Below are 17,026 nucleotides of genomic sequence, written 5' to 3'. Positions count from 1 at the left end.
CACAGTTCTGACTGTGTTTATTCAGCCCGAACGTTTATTGACCGGTGTAAATCTGGTCAAACACCCCGCCATCGTTGAAGTGGGTTTTCTGTACGGTGCGCCAGTCACCAAAGGTCTTCTCCACCGACAGGAAGTCGACTTTCGGGAAACGGTCGGTGTACTTGGCCAGCACCTTCGGGTCGCGCGGGCGCAGGTAGTTGTTGGCGGCGATTTCCTGACCTTCCGGCGACCACAGGTACTTCAGATAGTCTTCGGCGGCCACGCGGGTGCCTTTTTTCTCGACCACTTTGTCCACCACCGATACCGGCGGCTCGGCTTCGGCGGACACGCTTGGATAGATCACTTCGAACTGATCGCGGCCGAATTCACGGGCGATCATTTCCGCTTCGTTTTCAAAGGTCACCAGTACATCGCCGATCTGGTTGGTCATGAAAGTGGTGGTGGCGGCCCGGCCACCGGTGTCGAGCACCGGCGCTTGTTTGAACAGTTTGCCGACAAAGGCCTTGGCCTTTTCTTCATCGCCGCCGTTCTTCAGCACATAACCCCAGGCCGACAGGTAGGTGTAGCGGCCGTTACCCGAGGTCTTCGGGTTGGGCACGATCACTTGCACGCCGTCCTTGAGCAGATCCGGCCAATCTTTCAGGGCTTTCGGGTTGCCCTTGCGCACGATAAAGACAGTGGCCGAGGTGAACGGCGCACTGTTGTTCGGCAGGCGGGTGACCCAGTTGTCCGGTACGAGCTTGCCGTTGTCGGCCAGGGCGTTGATGTCGGTCGCCATGTTCATGGTAATCACGTCCGCCGGCAGGCCGTCGATCACCGAGCGCGCTTGTTTGCTGGAGCCGCCGAAGGACATCTGCAGGGTCAGCTTGTCATTCGGGTGCTCGGCGTCCCAGTGCTTCTGGAAGGCGGCGTTGTAGTCTTTGTAGAAATCACGCATCACGTCGTAGGAGACGTTGAGCAGAGTGACCGGAGCCGCCTGGACGGCGCCGGCCAGGGCCAGGCCGGCGGCCAGGAGGGAGGCGCTGAGGATGTTTTTCACTGCTCATTCCTTGTTGTTCGAGAGAAGGGGGAGGCACAATGCCAGCGACTATAGCCGGGGCTGCATAGTCGCTTAAAGATTAAAAAGAACTTTGCTTATTCCACTTTCTTAAACAGGTTGCTGCCACAGCGTGAACAAAACGCCGCATTCGGCTCGTGGCTGTTCTTCTTGCACACCGGACAATCGGTCTGCAGCTGTTCACCGCGCATGGCACTGGCCAGCTCGGCCGTGAATATCCCGGTCGGCACGGCAATAATCGAGTAGCCGGTAATCATCACCAGCGAGGAAATCACCTGGCCCAGCGGGGTCTTGGGCACGATATCGCCAAAGCCCACGGTGGTGAGCGTCACGATCGCCCAATAGATGCCCTTGGGAATGCTGGTAAACCCGTGCTCCGGGCCCTCGATCACGTACATCAGGGTGCCGAACACTGTCACCAGGGTGCACACGCTGACCAGGAACACCACGATCTTCTGTTTGCTGCCGCGCAGCGCCGCCATCAGGTAGTTGGCCTGCTTGAGGTACGGACTGAGCTTGAGGACGCGGAAGATCCGCAGCATGCGGATGATGCGGATAATCAGCAGGTACTGCGCGTCGCTGTAGTACAACGCGAGGATGCCGGGCACGATCGCGAGCAGATCCACCAGCCCGTAAAAACTGAAGGCGTAGCGCAATGGCTTGGGCGAGCAGTACAGGCGCAGGCCGTACTCGATGGCGAAGATCAGCGTGAAGCCCCACTCGATATAGGCCAGCACGTCAGCGTAGTTCTGGTGAATTTCGTCGATGCTGTCGAGCATCACGATCACCAGGCTGGCGAGGATGATCAACAACAGGATGCCGTCAAAGCGCCGCCCGGCGACGGTGTCGCTTTGGAAAACCATCACGTAGAGCCGCTGGCGCCAGTCGTTGTTGCTGTCCATAAATCCCGCTCGAATTGAATATCGGCAAAGCCTAGGGGGATTCGTACGGACTGTCCATGCGCGGCTTGCGCAGTATTCGCTGGCTGGCGCGCACCAGCCAGCAGGTCAGAATGAAGGGCGCCGTCAGCGCCGGCAGGTGCAGGGCGGCGAAGCCGGGGGTGAGCATGATTGCCAGGACGATGCCGATCAGCGGCAACCAGGGCTCGCGGCGTGCCTGGCTCAGTGCCAGGGCGGCGAGCGCCGGGTTATAGCTGTGCAGGCCGAGCAGGGCGCCGCTGGGTTCGCCCAGCAGCAAGGCGACCGGCACGCCGGCGATGGCGCCGGTGAGTGCCCATACGGCGGCGCGCCGATCAGCCAGCAGCAGGCCGAGCGCAATCAAGGCTCCGGCCAGGGGCTGGTCCAACAGCATCGCTTGCGCCAGGCCGGTGAATGGCGCAGCGATTACCGTCAGGGGCTCGGGCTCGCTCAGGGCCAAGGTCGCGGGCGCGATGATGTTGCCCAGCAACAACCAGCCCAGGCCGACAAAGGGTGTGGTGTAGGCGGGCAGGTCCTGAGGTTGGGCGGCGTATTTCGACCACTGCCGCACCAGCATCGCGCTCAAGCCGCCACAGGCCAGGATCAGCGGCGGCACCAGGGCCGACCAGGCGAGATGCTGGCTGATCAACACACCCAGCAATACGCCGTTGTAGCTGTACAGCCCGGCCTGGCGTTCGGCCTTGGGGTAGCCCCGGCGCTGCGCCGTGAGCAAGCCTGCGACGCCACCCAGCAATGCGCCGCCGAGCAACCCCGGCGCGCCGATCAGGATCGCCAACAGGCACAGCAGGCCGCACAGCGGATGGCGCTGGAGAAAGATCTGGCTGAAGCCGTTGAGCAGGGCTTCGGCCCAGTCGGGGCAGGTTGGGTTGTGCATTGGGGGGCGTCAATGAGACCGAGTTGTGCCTATCGGGGGCAAGCCCCTCCCACATTGGCCTGCATTCACAATCGCAACTATGTGAACCCAATCAAGTGTGGGAGGGGGCTTGCCCCCGATGAGGCCCGAACAGACGTTAAATCAGGGTTTCGATACGCAAGGAATTGGTCGACCCCAACTGCCCGAACGGCACCCCCGCAGTAATCACCAACGTATCCCCACGCTGCGCCATGCCCTGAGCCTGGGCGATCTCAAGCGCGGTGGAACACACCTCATCCACCTGCCGAAGCCGATCATTGACCACCGAGTGCACCCCCCACGCCACGCTCAAGCGCCGCGCCGTGGACAGGTTTGGCGTGAGCGTGAGGATCGGCGCCACCGGCCGCTCCCGTGCCGCGCGCAGGCTGGAGGCGCCCGACTCGCTGTAGTTCACCAGCACCGCCACCGGCAGGATGCTGCTGATGCGGCGGATCGCGCAGCTGATGGCGTCCGACACCGTGGCATCCGCCCCGGGCCGGCTGACATCCAGCTGGGCCTGGTAATCCGGGCCGTTTTCCACCTGGCGGATGATCTTGCTCATCATCTGCACGGCTTCCAGCGGGTATTCGCCCGAGGCCGTTTCGGCCGACAGCATCAGCGCATCCGCCCCTTCGGCCACCGCATTGGCCACGTCGGTGACTTCGGCGCGGGTCGGTGCCGGAGAGAAACGCATGGACTCGAGCATCTGGGTCGCTACCACCACCGGTTTACCCAGTTGGCGGCAGGTCTTGATGATGTCCTTCTGGATGTGCGGCACGCTTTCGGCCGGCACTTCCACGCCCAGGTCGCCACGGGCCACCATGATCGCATCACTCAATTCGGCGATTTCGCGCAGTTGTTGCACCGCCGAGGGCTTCTCGATCTTGGCCATCAGGAAGGCCCTGTCGCCGATCAGCGCGCGGGCTTCGCGGATATCTTCCGGGCGCTGCACGAACGACAGCGCCACCCAGTCCACGCCCAGCTCCAGGCCAAAGCTCAGGTCGCGACGGTCCTTGGCGGTCAGCGGGCTGAGTTGCAACAGTGCCTGGGGCACATTCACACCTTTGCGGTCGGACAGCTCGCCACCATTGAGCACGGTGGTGTCGATGGCGTCGGCGTGCCGGGTGATGACGCGCAAGCGCAGCTTGCCGTCGTCCAGCAACAGGTCCATGCCGGGCTCCAGCGCCGCGATGATTTCCGGGTGGGGCAGGTTGACCCGGCATTGATCGCCCGGTGTTTCATCCAGGTCCAGGCGCAGCGCCTGGCCGCGCACCAGTTGCACCTTGCCCTCGGCAAAGCGCCCGACGCGCAGCTTGGGCCCTTGCAGGTCCATGAGGATGCCCAGCGGGTAATTCAGTTGGCGCTCTACCTGGCGAATCCACTGGTAACGCTGCGCGTGATCGGCGTGATCGCCGTGGCTGAAGTTGAGGCGAAAGATATTCACCCCGGCCTGCACCAGCTCGCGGATGCCATCGATTCCATCGGTGGCCGGGCCCAGGGTGGCGAGGATTTTGACCTTCTTGTCAGGCGTCATGTTTGGCGGTCTCAAGGATCAGGATGGCGCGGAAGTCGTTGACGTTGGTGCGGGTCGGCTCGGTGACGATCAAGTCGCCCAGGGCGGCGAAATAGCCGTAGCCGTTGTTGTTATCCAGCTCGTCGCTGGCGCTCAGGCCCAGGGCTTCGGCACGGCGGTAGCTGCACGGGGTCATGAGCGCGCCGGCGTTGTCTTCCGAGCCGTCGATGCCATCGGTGTCGCCGGCCAGGGCGTACACGCCTGGCAGGCCCTTGAGGCTGTCGGTGAGGCTGAGCAAAAATTCCGCGTTGCGCCCGCCACGGCCATTGCCGCGCACGGTGACGGTGGTTTCGCCGCCGGAGAGGATCACGCACGGCGCCGCCAACGGCTGGCCGTGCTGCACGATTTGCCGGGCGATGCCGGCGTGCACCTTGGCCACCTCGCGCGCTTCACCTTCAAGGTCGCCGAGGATCAGCGGGCTGAAACCGGCCTGGCGCACTTTCACCGCCACCGCTTCCAGGGATTGCTGCGGCCGGGCGATCAATTGGAAATGGCTGCGGGCCAGCATCGGGTCGCCGGGCTTGACGGTTTCCGAGGCGGGGTCTTGCAGCCAACGGCGCACCGAGGCCGGGATGTCGATGCCGTAGCGCTTGAGGATCGCCAGGGCCTGTTGCGAGGTGCTGGGGTCACCGACTGTGGGGCCGGAAGCGATTACCGTGGCCAGGTCGCCCGGCACATCGGAAATGGCGTAGGTGTAGACCGTGGCGGGCCACGCGGCCTTGGCCAACCGTCCACCCTTGATCGCCGAGAGATGCTTGCGCACGCAGTTCATCTCGCCAATGGTGGCGCCGGACTTGAGCAGGGCTTTGTTGAGGCTTTGCTTGTCGGCCAGGGTGATGCCGGCGGCGGGCAGGGCGAGCAAGGCGGAGCCGCCACCGGAGAGCAGGAAGATCACGCGATCGTCTTCGTTCAGGTCACCGATCAGCTCCAGCACGCGTTTGGCCACGGCCAGGCCGGCAGCGTCGGGCACGGGATGCGCGGCCTCGACCACTTCGATTTTCTTGCACGGTGCACCGTGGCCGTAGCGGGTGACGACCAGGCCGCTGACCTCGCCCTGCCAGCAGTGCTCCACGACCAGCGCCATGGCGGCGGCGGCCTTGCCGGCGCCGATCACGATCACACGGCCACTGCGGTCGGCGGGCAGGTAAGGTTCAAGGACTTGCCGGGGGTGGGCGGCATCGATGGCTGTGGCAAACAGCTCGCGAAGCAGGTGTTGCGGATCGACCGACATAAGCGGGCTCCGGGAGATTCTTGTTATTAGAGATGCAACAATCCAGCTATGAAATGAGGGCTAAATGTGGGAGGGGGCTTGCCCCCGATAGCAGTGTTTCGGTCACATCATCCATACCTGACACACCGCAATCGGGGGCAAGCCCCCTCCCACACTGGATTGCATTCCAAGGTGGGTTACTTGTCGCGAATCGAGAAATTCGCCATATGCTCCAGGCCCTTGATCAGCGCCGAATGGTCCCAGTTGCCGCCACCAAGCGCGGCACAGGTGCTGAACACTTGCTGGGTGCCGGCGGTGTTCGGCAGGTTGATCCCCAACTCCTTGGCCCCGGCCAGGGCCAGGTTCAAGTCCTTCTGGTGCAGGTTGATGCGGAAACCCGGGTCGAAGGTGCCCTTGATCATGCGTTCGCCATGCACTTCGAGAATTTTCGACGACGCAAAGCCGCCCATCAGCGCTTCACGCACCTTGGCCGGGTCCGCGCCATTTTTCGAGGCGAACAGCAGCGCTTCGGCCACCGCCTGGATATTCAGCGCGACGATGATCTGGTTGGCGACCTTGGCGGTCTGGCCATCGCCGTTGCCGCCGACTAGGGTGATGTTCTTGCCCATGGCCTGGAACAGCGGCAGGGCGCGCTCGAAGGTCTGCGGCTCGCCACCGATCATGATGCTCAGCGTGCCGGCCTTGGCGCCGACTTCACCACCGGACACCGGGGCATCCAGGTACTGCGCGCCGGTCTCGTTGACCTTGGCCGCGAACGCCTTGGTGGCGGTAGGGGAGATCGAACTCATGTCGATCACCACTTTACGGGGCGACAGCCCGGCGGCCACGCCGTCGGCCCGGAACAGCACGTCTTCGACCTGCGGGGTATCCGGCACCATCACAATGATGAACTCGGCTTCCTGGGCCACTTGCTGCGGGTTGGCCAGCGCCACCGCGCCGGCAGCGATCAGCTCGGCAGGCGCTTTGCCGTGATGCTCGGAAAGAAACAATTGATGACCTGCTTTCTGCAGGTTGGCGGCCATGGGTTGGCCCATGATACCGGTGCCGATAAATCCGATTTTAGCCATGATCAAAATCCTCTTTTTATTCGATAGCGGACTTGCTGAAGCCTGCCAGACACTGCCGGTCCAATGTGGGAGGGGGCTTGCCCCCGATTGCGGTGTGTCAGATGTAGATGATGTGACTGAACCACTGCTATCGGGGGCAAGCCCCCTCCCACATAAGCTGCCGGTGTCTGTTAGATGGCGTTATGGGTTTTGAGCCAACCCAAACCCGCTTCGGTAGTGGTCAGCGGCTTGTATTCACAGCCAACCCAACCCGTGTAGCCAATCCGGTCCAGATGCTCGAACAGGAACCGGTAATTGATCTCTCCCGTCCCCGGCTCATGACGCCCCGGGTTATCCGCCAGCTGGATATGGTTGATGACCCCCAGGTGCGTCGCCATGGTCCGGGCCAAATCGCCTTCCATGATCTGCATGTGGTAGATGTCGTATTGCAGGAACAGATTGTCACTGCCCACCTGCTCGCGAATCGACAGGGCCTGGGCGGTGTTGTTCAGGTAGAAGCCGGGGATATCGCGGGTGTTGATCATCTCCATCACCAGCTTGATGCCCGCGGCCTGCAACGCGTTGGCGGCGTACTTGAGGTTGGCGACGAAAGTCTTTTCCACGGTTTCGTCATCCACGCCTTGCGGCGCAATGCCCGCCAGGCAGTTGACCTGGGTATTGCCCAGCACCTGGGCGTAGGCGATGGCCAGCTTGACCCCGGCGCGGAATTCTTCGACCCGGTCGGGGTGGCAGGCCAGGCCGCGCTCGCCTTTGGCCCAGTCCCCGGCGGGCAGGTTGAACAGCACCTGGGTCAGACCGTTGGCGTCGAGTTGCGCCTTGATGTCGGCTGAACTGAATTCATACGGGAACAGGTATTCCACACCTTCGAAGCCCGCATCGGCGGCCGCTTTGAAGCGGGCAAGGAAATCCTGTTCGGTAAACAGCATGGACAGGTTGGCGGCAAAGCGCGGCATAGGGTTCTCCTTAATCGAGCAGGGAAATGGCGGTCGGTGCGTCGTTGCCGACCAGGGCCAGGTCTTCGAATTCGTTGACGGCGTTGATCTCGGTGCCCATGGAAATATTGGTCACCCGTTCCAGAATAATCTCAACGATCACCGGCACCCTGAATTCTTCGATCATTTCCTGGGCGCGGCGCAGCGCCGGCTGGATCTGGCCCGGCTCGAACACACGCAGCGCCTTGCAACCCAGGCCCTCGGCGACGGCCACATGGTCGACGCCATAGCCGTTGAGTTCCGGGGCGTTGAGGTTGTCGAAAGACAGCTGTACGCAGTAGTCCATTTCAAAGCCGCGTTGTGCCTGGCGGATCAGCCCCAGATACGAGTTGTTCACCACCACGTGGATATACGGCAGCTTGAACTGGGCGCCGACGGCCAGTTCTTCGATCATGAACTGGAAGTCGTAGTCGCCCGAGAGCGCCACCACCTTGCGGCTCGGGTCGGCCTTGACCACCCCGAGCGCCGCCGGAATGGTCCAGCCCAATGGGCCCGCCTGGCCGCAGTTGATCCAGTGGCGTGGCTTGTACACATGCAGGAACTGCGCGCCGGCAATCTGCGACAGGCCGATGGTGCTGACGTAACAGGTGTCTTTGCCGAACACCTGGTTCATCTCTTCGTACACCCGTTGCGGCTTGACCGGTACGTTGTCGAAGTGAGTCTTGCGGTGCAGGGTGGCCTTGCGCTGCTGGCAGTCATGCAGCCAGGCGCTGCGGTCCTTGAGCTTGCCGGCGGCTTTCCACTCGCGGGCCACTTCGATGAACATCGTCAGCGCGGAACCGGCGTCGGACACGATGCCCAGGTCCGGCGTAAACACGCGGCCGATCTGCGTCGGTTCGATGTCGACATGGATGAACTTGCGGCCTTCGGTGTACACCTCCACCGAACCGGTGTGGCGGTTGGCCCAGCGGTTACCGATACCCAGGACCACGTCGGACTTGAGCAGCGTTGCATTGCCATACCGATGGGACGTCTGCAGGCCGACCATGCCCACCATCAGCGGGTGATCGTCGGGGATAGTGCCCCAGCCCATCAGGGTCGGAATCACCGGGATGCCCGTCAGTTCGGCGAATTCCACCAGCAATTCGCTGGCGTCGGCGTTGATCACGCCGCCGCCGCTGACCAGCAAGGGGCGCTCTGCCTGGTCGAGCACGGCCAGGGCCTTCTCCACCTGAATGCGGGTGGCCAAAGGCTTGGCCAGGGGCAGCGGTTGGTAGGCGTCGATGTCGAATTCGATCTCGGCCATCTGCACGTCGAACGGCAAGTCGATCAAGACCGGGCCGGGGCGGCCGGAGCGCATCTCATAAAAAGCTTTTTGAAACGCGTAGGGCACCTGGCCGGGCTCCAGGACGGTGGTCGCCCACTTGGTCACCGGCTTGACGATGCTGGTGATGTCCACGGCCTGGAAGTCTTCCTTGTGCATCCGGGCGCGCGGCGCTTGCCCGGTGATGCACAGGATCGGGATCGAATCGGCCGAGGCGCTGTACAAGCCGGTGACCATGTCGGTGCCCGCCGGGCCCGAGGTGCCGATGCACACGCCGATGTTGCCGGCCTTGGTGCGGGTGTAGCCCTCGGCCATGTGTGAGGCGCCTTCAACGTGGCGAGCAAGGACGTGATCGATGCCACCCACCTTCTGCAAGGCCGAATACAACGGGTTGATCGCGGCGCCCGGGATACCGAAGGCGGTGTCCACCCCTTCACGGCGCATCACCAGGACGGCGGCTTCGATTGCTCTCATTTTGCTCATGGTTTTGGTGCCTCTTGCGTTTTGTAATTGTATACAAGTGGTGTCTGAGCAAAGTGTATTCACGGCGAGCGGCGTAGGTCAATGCATTTCATACACTGAGCTTTGCGTTCGTCTGAATCACTTTTTTCGACGTATGGAAGCTTTGTTTGAAAATATTGTATACAAAAACAAATATCATTGTGTTCTATTTGTTCGATCCGGCATCTGATCAAACAGACGTTCCAACGTATTCCCAATAACAAAAGAAGGACGGCACCATGAGCGCTTTAACCTTGAAGATTGCCACCCAACTGGCCAGCCAGGCCCTCGCTGCGGGCCGCACCATTGCCGCCGCGCCGCTGACCATCGCGGTGCTCGACAGTGGCGGGCACTTGGTCACCCTGCAACGCGAAGACGGCGCGAGCCTGCTGCGCCCGCAGATCGCCATCGGCAAAGCCTGGGGCGCGATTGCCCTGGGCAAAGGCTCACGCCTGCTGGCGCTGGATGCGCAGCAGCGGCCGGCGTTTATCGCGGCGCTGAACAGCCTGGGGCAGGGCAGTGTGGTGCCGGCGCCGGGTGGGGTGTTGATTCGCAATCAGGACGGCGTGGTGCTGGGGGCGATCGGGATCAGCGGGGATACGTCGGATATTGACGAGCAGTGCGCGATCACGGCGATCGAGGGGGTGGGGTTGATGGCGGATGCCGGGGTGTCCGCTTGAGTATTGAGTGACTGTCTGGGCCTCATTGGGGCATAGGTATCTACACAACTCAGCAGCGCCCAACCCTAACCACGATGCGAAGCGAGCCGCTCCTGATCTTGATCTGCTTTTGATCTTGATCTCAGGTGCCCCGTTAAACCACGCTGGCCGAACGCAGGCTTGAATCCGTGGGCAACCCGGCAGGACGCCGGGTTAGCCGCACTGGGCCAGGGATGGCCCATTGCGGCGGCCCACGGATTCAAGCCTGCGTTCGGGCACACCGAGCCTAGGCGAGGTGCCGAGTGGTGGGGCAAGAGCGTTTTGCTTACTTTTGCGCTTTTCAAAAGTGAGCCGCTGTAAAAGCGGAACCCATAGCAGCCGTTACCGCAGAAACGGATATGCACTCGATCTAATCCAACACCCTGGTCGGCCCAGAGGCCGCCATCGGGGGCAAGCCCCCTCCCACATTTGGACCGGGATCGACACCAACATCCTGGTCGGCCCAGAGGCCGCCATCGCGAGCTAGCTCCCTCGCCACATGTCGGTGTCATATCAAAGCTGTGTAGATAGCTATCCCCCTCCCACACTTCACCGATGTTCACTTTGAGAATGCGGTCAAATGTGGGAGGGGGCTTGCCCCCGATTGGCACAGGCACTGCGGTCTATCAGTCCGGCTCACACCCCTTGAGCACCAACCGAATAATGGTCTGCGCCGCCGCCTCATAATCGGCCTCATCCAACTTGGCCTTACCGGTCACCGCCGAGATCTGCCAGTCGAAATCCGCGTAGGTTTGGGTCGCCGCCCAGATACTGAACATCAGGTGATTAGGCTCGATCTTCGCGATGAGGCCGCGCTCCACCCAGTTCTGAATGCAGTCGATATTGTGCCTGGCCTGGGCATTGAGCTGTTCGACCTGCTCGGCGCTGAGGTGCGGCGCGCCGTGCATGATTTCGCTGGCGAACACCTTGGAAGCAAACGGCAAGTCGCGGGAGATGCGGATTTTCGAGCGGATATAGTTGCTCAACACTTCCTTGGGATCGCCCTCGGGGTTGAACGGCGTGGAAGCGGCCAGGATCGGCTCGATAATGCTCTCAAGCACCTCGCGGTAGAGGTTGTCCTTGGACTTGAAGTAATAGTAGACGTTGGGCTTGGGCAGCCCGGCCTTGGCGGCGATGTCGCTGGTTTTGGTCGCGGCGAAGCCCTTGTCGGCAAACTCCTCGCTCGCCGCCCGCAGGATCTTTTCTTTGTTGCGCTCGCGAATGCTGCTCATAAACCAGAGATTTCCTTGCCGGTACAGGCGGTTGCGCATGGTAGCACCGGCCATCCGCGCGCCTCAACAATGTGCCCGCTCAGCAGTGCGCCGCGCTATGCTCGCCTCATCTCTCACTCAACGGATACCCGATTCATGGCAGGAAGCAGCTTGTTGGTTTTGCTCGACGATATCGCCGCGGTACTCGATGACGTTGCACTGATGACAAAAATGGCGGCGAAGAAGACTTCGGGTGTACTCGGCGATGACTTGGCGCTCAATGCCCAGCAAGTCTCCGGCGTGCGCGCCGAGCGGGAAATTCCCGTGGTGTGGGCGGTGGCCAAGGGCTCGTTCGTCAACAAGTTGATCCTGGTGCCGACCGCACTGTTGATCAGCGCCTTCGCCCCCTGGGCGGTGACGCCGCTGTTGATGCTGGGCGGCGCCTACCTGTGTTTCGAAGGGTTCGAAAAACTCGCGCACAAATTTCTGCACAGCAAGGCTGAAGACCAGGCCGGACACGCGCAGTTGACCGAAGCGGTGGCCGACCCGGCGACCGACCTGGTGGCCTTCGAAAAGGACAAGATCAAAGGGGCGATCCGTACCGACTTCATTCTGTCGGCCGAAATCATCGCCATCACCCTCGGTATCGTGGCCGATGCGGCGTTGACGCAGCAGGTGATCGTGCTGTCGGGCATCGCCATCGTCATGACCGCCGGCGTTTACGGGCTGGTGGCGGGTATCGTCAAGCTGGATGACTTGGGGCTGTGGCTGACACAGAAACCGGGCCAAGTGGCACGCAGTATCGGCGGCGCCATCCTCAGTGCAGCGCCCTACATGATGAAGAGCCTGTCGGTGATCGGTACGGCGGCGATGTTCATGGTCGGCGGCGGCATCCTCACCCATGGCGTGCCGGTGGTGCATCACTGGATCGAAACCGTGAGCCAGAACAGCGGGGCGCTGGCGTGGTTGATGCCGACGTTGTTGAATGCGGTGGCGGGGATTATTGCAGGGGCTGTGGTGTTGGCCGTGGTCAGCGTGGTCGGCAAGGTTTGGAAAGCGTTCAGGGCATGAAGTAACAGGCATAAAAAAGGCCATTCGATTGAATGGCCTTTTTTGTGTGTGTCGTTTACTCGGCAATCTGCAACTTGCGCGACTCGGTGTAGATGTAGCGCACCTTCTCATACTCGAATGGCGAGTTCATCTGCCCATAGCGGAAGCTGGTCTGGTAGCGCCTGTCCACGGCGCGCAGGGCCCAGATTTCCGGGTGGTTGGAGCTGACTTCGGAGACGTTGAGAAAGTTGATCTGCGACTCGGCGGTGTAGTCCACCAGCAGGCCACCGGTGTCGCGCAGGTTCGACGGGCCGAAGATCGGCAGCACCACATAGGCGCCGCCGGGCACGCCGTAGAAGCCCAGGGTCTGACCGAAGTCTTCGCTCTGGCGCGGCAGGCCCATGGCGGTGGCCGGGTCCCACAGGCCGGCGATGCCGATGGTGGTGTTGACGAGCAGGCGTCCGGTGGTCTCCAGGGAACGATGGCCCTTGAGTTGCAGCAGGCTGTTCAACAGGTTGGGCACGTCGCCCAGGTTGTTGAAGAAGTTGCTCACGCCGGTGCGCAGGAAGCTTGGGGTAACGTAGCGGTAACCGTCCACCACCGGCAGGAACACCCACTGGTCGAAGCGATAGTTGAAGTGGTAAACGCGGCGGTTCCACGACTCCAGCGGGTCATACACGTTGAGCGCGGTCAGCGACGAGCGCTCGAATTCACGCTGGTCCAGGCCTGCGTTGAACTTGAGCTTGGTCAGCGGCTCCTTGAAGCCGTCGGCATCGACCTTGACCGGTTCGTGGGCCTTGCTGTTGTCGGCATTGGCCACGCCTGCGCACATCAGTGCGGCAAGCAGCAGAAGATATTTAGCCACGGAAGAACTCCAGCATGGCGTCGGCGTTGACGCGGTAATTGAGGTTGCCGCAGTGGCCGCCCAGCGGGTAGACGGTCAAGCGATCGCCGAAGGTTTTACGCAGGAAACCCAGATCGCCCGGGCCAAGGATCACGTCGTCGGCATTGTGCATCACGGCGATCTTCGGGCTGGCGTGCAGGTAGTCCTTGAGCGCATACAGGCTCACCTGGTCCACCAGTTGCAGCAGACTGCCGCCGTCGGAACGGGCGCGCCACATCGGGATCACCTGTTCGGTGAGGTAGCAGTCGAAGTCGCACTGCAGGGCACGCTTGAGGAACGGCGTGAGGCTGGTGCCTTCGGTGATCGGGTATTTGGGCGGGATGATCAGGCCGCGGCGGTTGATCAGGTCCGAAGTAAAGGCGATATCGGCAGCCGAGAAGCGGAACGAGGTGCCGATCAGCATGGCCATCTGTTCGTTGGTCAGATGCTGCTTGGACTGCTGGAAGTCGTAGAGCAGGGCGTCATTGAGGTCAATGTAGCCCTTTTGCTGGAAGTAGCGGGTCAGCTTGCTCAACACCAGTTCATAGAAGGTGGTGGTGTTGTTGATGCCCTTGACCTCGGTCTGGACCAGCTTGTCGAGGTTGGTGATCGACGTGTAGAGGTTGACCGGAGGGTTGAGCAGCAGCACTTTCTTGAAGTTGAAGCTGCGACGGGTTTCGTCGAGCTTGCTGACAAAGGCGGCATCCAGGGCGCCCAGGCTGTAGCCGGTGAGGTAGAAATCAGTCACCGGCAACGAAGCGTTCTGCGCGCGCACGGCCTGCATCACGCGGTACATGTCTTCGGCGTCTTCCTGGGTGATACCCGGGGTGGCGAAGCGCGATGCGGCGCTGATGAAGTCGAAGCTGGTCGGCGATGACAACTGCACCACGTGGTAGCCGGCCTGGTAATACAGCTTCTTGAGGTATTCGTTGATGCTGCTGTCGAAGCGCGCACCGGTACCGGCGATCAGAAAGATCAACGGCGCGGCGCGGTCCTGCTTGGCGATGCGGTAGGTGAGTTTCTTCACCGCCCAGAAGTTGTCCGGCAGGCTGAACTCGCGCTCGGGACGCATGTTCAAGGTGTAATCGGATTGATTGATCTCGTCGTCAGTCGGCAACGTGGGCCGAAGATCGGGTGGAGTGGTGGCAATGGTCGCTTCGAACGGGTTCGTCAAAGGGTAGCCATAGCTGGCCTGGTCGATATCGACGGCCAGTGCTGACGCACTCAAAAAAAGGCTGCCCAGCAAGGCAGCACAGCGCAAGGAACGGAGCATGACTTGATCCCTAAGAGGAAAGGTGCTGAATGAAATTCGCAGGCTATGACCACCGCGTTGCCACCGAAGTGCCAGCCTTCGGCACGAAAAGTCGGAAAAAAACGTCGGAATCGGAGTAATAGCTGGCAGACGATACACTTTGCCACGCATTGATGAACAGATATCTGCGCAGACACCTTGCTAACGGCCGCCGGGGGATTAAGCTGAGCGCCGTTTTTGCCTATCGGAGTGCCCTATGTCCCGTCGTTTGCCATTGATCCTGCTGCTTATCGCCCTGCCATTATGGTTGGCGGCCAGTTATGCCGCGCGGTATGGCTTTATGGAGGATGGGCAGTGGGTCGGCATTTGTGCTGATGAAGCCAGCCGCTGGGAATGCCAGGTGCGTTCGAACCTGGGGTTGATGATTCATTTCAAGGTGCTGGGTTGGGCGGCGTTGATCACGTCGGTGCTGGGGTTTTGCGTGCCGGGCCGTGCGGGCTGGGGCCTGGCGGTGTTGGGGTTGGTGTTCGGGTTGCCGGCGTTGGCGTTGTACAACACTACGTTTGCGGTGTTTGCGGTGGTGATTGCGGGGTTGCGGTTGGTCCGTAGGAGCGAGCTTGCTCGCGAGAATCGTTAATGATAACGCGGGGAGTCTGAGGCCCCGCGTTGCACTGGCGTTCTTCGCGAGCAAGCTCGCTCCTACAGGGTGGGGTGTTAAGCCCTGCGCACCCGCAAGCAACGCCACAAAGCCACAACCATAAGCAGGCTCACCACCGCCCACCCCCAAGCCTGCTGATTCAACAAGCCTTCACGGTACAACTGCGGCGCAATGCCCGCACCGATGATAAAGGCCAGCAGCGCAATCTCCCGACGCGGCCCGGTCACCGGGCGCACCAGGTACACCAGGGCCGGCAGTACCAGTGCCGCGCTCGGGAAGCTTCGATAACGCGGATCGAACACCAACGCGAGCATCATCACAGCGCCGGCAAACCCGGCAATCGCCACCAGCCAGCCTGCCCGTTGCTCCAGCCAGTTGAACGCCCGCTCACGCCAGCCATCACGGGCGCCGAGCGCCAGTGCGGCGTGGGCCAGTACCAGCAGGTTCAATACCAGCAACAAGCCGGCCCACACCCACTCATCATTAAAACGAGCAGTCACGCGGGTCAGTTCAGCCCAGGTGCCGATAGAGCACGCCGCGATCGCACCGAGCCATGGCAGTGCAAGGGCCGCGCGGGTTGTACGGACTCGTCCGCCCAGTACCAACGTCCCCAACAGAATCATCCCGCCGACGCCCAGCCATAGCGGCCAGTACGGCACATTGGTCACCGGCCCTGCGAGGATGCCCTTGTCCTGGCGGTCTGCATCGAACAGCCCCCAATAACCGCCCACGGCCCCTTCACTGGCGCGTTTCCACGGCTGGTCAAAGGCTTCAATCAGGTTGTAGCGCCAGCCATTGGCTTCGGCCATGGCGACAAAGCCGCGCATGAACCTGGCTTCATTGACCCGGCTCGGCACGGCGGTTTCGCGCTGGCGTCCTTCGCTGGGCCAGCCGGTTTCGCCGATCAGAATGTCCTTGGGCGCGAACTTGTGGCCGAAGGTCTGGCGTACATCGCCTACATGCTTGAGCGCCTGGTCGATGCCGGATGGCTCATCTTCCCAGTACGGCAGCAGGTGGATGGTCAGGAAGTCCACCGCCGGGGCGATTTCCGGGTGCTGCAGCCAGAATTCCCACACATCGGCGTAGGTGACCGGCTGCTTGATCTGGCGCTTGACGGTCTGGATCAGCGTCACCAGCTGTCTAGCGGTGACCTCTTTGCGCAACAGCGCCTCGTTGCCGACGATAACCGAGGTCACCACGTCCGGGTTGGCATTGGCGGCCGTGATCAACTCGTCGATTTCCTTTTGAGTCGCTACCGGGTCGCTGCTCACCCAGGCCCCGGCCATCACCTTCAGGCCATGCTTGCGCGCCATCTGCGGCAACGCTTCGAGGCCGGTCATGGAGTACGTGCGAATGCATTCAAAGCGTGTGGCCAGCAGGGCCAGGTCGGCGTCCATGCGTTCGGGGCGCAGCTGGAAGGGCTGGTCGAACGGCGATTGGTCCTTGTCGAACGGCGTATAGGACGCACATTGCAGCTTGTGGCTGGCGCTCGCTACATCCGGCAGCACCACCGGCCGGCCGAGGCCATACCAGTAGCCGACAAGGGCGAGCACACCCAGGATCAAAGCAAGAAAATAGGGCAGGGCGGGGAAGCGGGCAGTCGCGGGCATGGTCGGCTTATCTGGGAGAGCAAAGGCGCGCATCTTACCCGGATTTGGCGCGTGCCAGTGCGGCTGCATAATTTTGACATGCAAACTTCGGGCGTGATTCTGGCGATAACTCCTACAAAACGTCCTGCTGGCGATGTGATGTCGTTTCC

At 61.8% G+C, this 17,026-nt stretch carries 15 protein-coding genes; 3 read left to right on the top strand and 12 right to left on the bottom strand.

The window, feature by feature from the left end:
* Positions 1 to 34 precede the first annotated feature (34 nt).
* From BFQ00_RS18885 to gcl, 8 genes are all read right to left on the bottom strand, one after another.
* Complete coding sequence (locus BFQ00_RS18885) at positions 35 to 1,039, bottom strand: sulfate ABC transporter substrate-binding protein (protein WP_065934376.1); 1,005 nt, start codon at positions 1,037 to 1,039, stop codon at positions 35 to 37.
* Positions 1,040 to 1,134: 95 nt separating this feature from the next.
* Positions 1,135 to 1,959 (bottom strand): ion transporter, encoded by an 825-nt coding sequence (locus BFQ00_RS18880; RefSeq protein ID WP_065885187.1) that lies wholly within the window; start codon positions 1,957 to 1,959, stop codon positions 1,135 to 1,137.
* A 31-nt stretch (positions 1,960 to 1,990) separates the two neighbouring features.
* On the bottom strand, positions 1,991 to 2,869 hold the full coding sequence (locus BFQ00_RS18875; protein WP_065934375.1) for an urea transporter: 879 nt from the start codon (positions 2,867 to 2,869) through the stop codon (positions 1,991 to 1,993).
* 136 nt (positions 2,870 to 3,005) lie between these two features.
* Positions 3,006 to 4,421 (bottom strand): pyruvate kinase, encoded by a 1,416-nt coding sequence (gene pyk / locus BFQ00_RS18870; RefSeq protein WP_065934374.1) that lies wholly within the window; start codon positions 4,419 to 4,421, stop codon positions 3,006 to 3,008.
* Positions 4,411 to 5,691, bottom strand: coding sequence for a glycerate kinase type-2 family protein (locus BFQ00_RS18865; RefSeq protein ID WP_065934373.1), 1,281 nt, complete (start codon positions 5,689 to 5,691; stop codon positions 4,411 to 4,413). Before BFQ00_RS18865 ends, pyk begins: the two co-directional genes overlap by 11 nt.
* A 176-nt stretch (positions 5,692 to 5,867) precedes the next feature.
* The gene (locus BFQ00_RS18860; protein WP_065885190.1) at positions 5,868 to 6,758 is read right to left on the bottom strand and encodes a 2-hydroxy-3-oxopropionate reductase; all 891 of its coding nucleotides are present in this window, start codon (positions 6,756 to 6,758) and stop codon (positions 5,868 to 5,870) included.
* Positions 6,759 to 6,928: 170 nt separating this feature from the next.
* Positions 6,929 to 7,711 carry a hydroxypyruvate isomerase gene (hyi, locus tag BFQ00_RS18855; RefSeq protein WP_065934372.1) on the bottom strand — a complete coding sequence of 261 codons (783 nt, stop codon included), beginning with the start codon at positions 7,709 to 7,711 and terminating at the stop codon, positions 6,929 to 6,931.
* A 10-nt stretch (positions 7,712 to 7,721) separates the two neighbouring features.
* Positions 7,722 to 9,497, bottom strand: coding sequence for a glyoxylate carboligase (gcl, locus tag BFQ00_RS18850; protein ID WP_065934371.1), 1,776 nt, complete (start codon positions 9,495 to 9,497; stop codon positions 7,722 to 7,724).
* A 257-nt stretch (positions 9,498 to 9,754) separates the two neighbouring features.
* On the opposite strand from gcl, the gene BFQ00_RS18845 reads away from it, so the two are divergent.
* On the top strand, positions 9,755 to 10,195 hold the full coding sequence (locus BFQ00_RS18845) for a GlcG/HbpS family heme-binding protein (RefSeq protein WP_065934370.1): 441 nt from the start codon (positions 9,755 to 9,757) through the stop codon (positions 10,193 to 10,195).
* Positions 10,196 to 10,839: 644 nt separating this feature from the next.
* On the opposite strand, the gene BFQ00_RS18840 is transcribed toward BFQ00_RS18845, so the two are convergent.
* Entirely contained in the window at positions 10,840 to 11,445 is a 606-nt protein-coding gene (locus tag BFQ00_RS18840; protein WP_065934369.1) for a TetR/AcrR family transcriptional regulator, read from the bottom strand.
* Between the two features lie 135 nt (positions 11,446 to 11,580).
* Between BFQ00_RS18840 and BFQ00_RS18835 the strand changes: the two genes are divergently transcribed.
* Positions 11,581 to 12,495 (top strand): DUF808 domain-containing protein, encoded by a 915-nt coding sequence (locus BFQ00_RS18835; protein ID WP_065934368.1) that lies wholly within the window; start codon positions 11,581 to 11,583, stop codon positions 12,493 to 12,495.
* A 55-nt stretch (positions 12,496 to 12,550) separates the two neighbouring features.
* Here the strand turns inward: BFQ00_RS18835 and BFQ00_RS18830 are convergent, their stop codons facing one another.
* Entirely contained in the window at positions 12,551 to 13,339 is a 789-nt protein-coding gene (locus BFQ00_RS18830; RefSeq protein WP_065884221.1) for an MlaA family lipoprotein, read from the bottom strand.
* Complete coding sequence (locus tag BFQ00_RS18825; protein WP_057722697.1) at positions 13,332 to 14,630, bottom strand: serine/threonine protein kinase; 1,299 nt, start codon at positions 14,628 to 14,630, stop codon at positions 13,332 to 13,334. Before BFQ00_RS18825 ends, BFQ00_RS18830 begins: the two co-directional genes overlap by 8 nt.
* A gap of 235 nt (positions 14,631 to 14,865) precedes the next feature.
* Between BFQ00_RS18825 and BFQ00_RS18820 the strand changes: the two genes are divergently transcribed.
* Positions 14,866 to 15,246 carry a hypothetical protein gene (locus BFQ00_RS18820; protein ID WP_065894782.1) on the top strand — a complete coding sequence of 127 codons (381 nt, stop codon included), beginning with the start codon at positions 14,866 to 14,868 and terminating at the stop codon, positions 15,244 to 15,246.
* Positions 15,247 to 15,323: 77 nt separating this feature from the next.
* Here BFQ00_RS18820 and BFQ00_RS18815 read toward each other — a convergent pair whose 3' ends face one another.
* On the bottom strand, positions 15,324 to 16,877 hold the full coding sequence (locus BFQ00_RS18815) for a glycoside hydrolase family 17 protein (RefSeq protein ID WP_065934367.1): 1,554 nt from the start codon (positions 16,875 to 16,877) through the stop codon (positions 15,324 to 15,326).
* Between the last annotated feature and the right edge of the window lie 149 nt (positions 16,878 to 17,026).

It is taken from the genome of Pseudomonas sp. 28 E 9, assembly GCF_900004785.1.
Lineage (GTDB): Bacteria > Pseudomonadota > Gammaproteobacteria > Pseudomonadales > Pseudomonadaceae > Aquipseudomonas > Aquipseudomonas orientalis_A.
The sequence above is the reverse complement of the archived record's forward strand: the minus strand, read 5'-3'. Positions and strand labels throughout refer to the sequence as shown.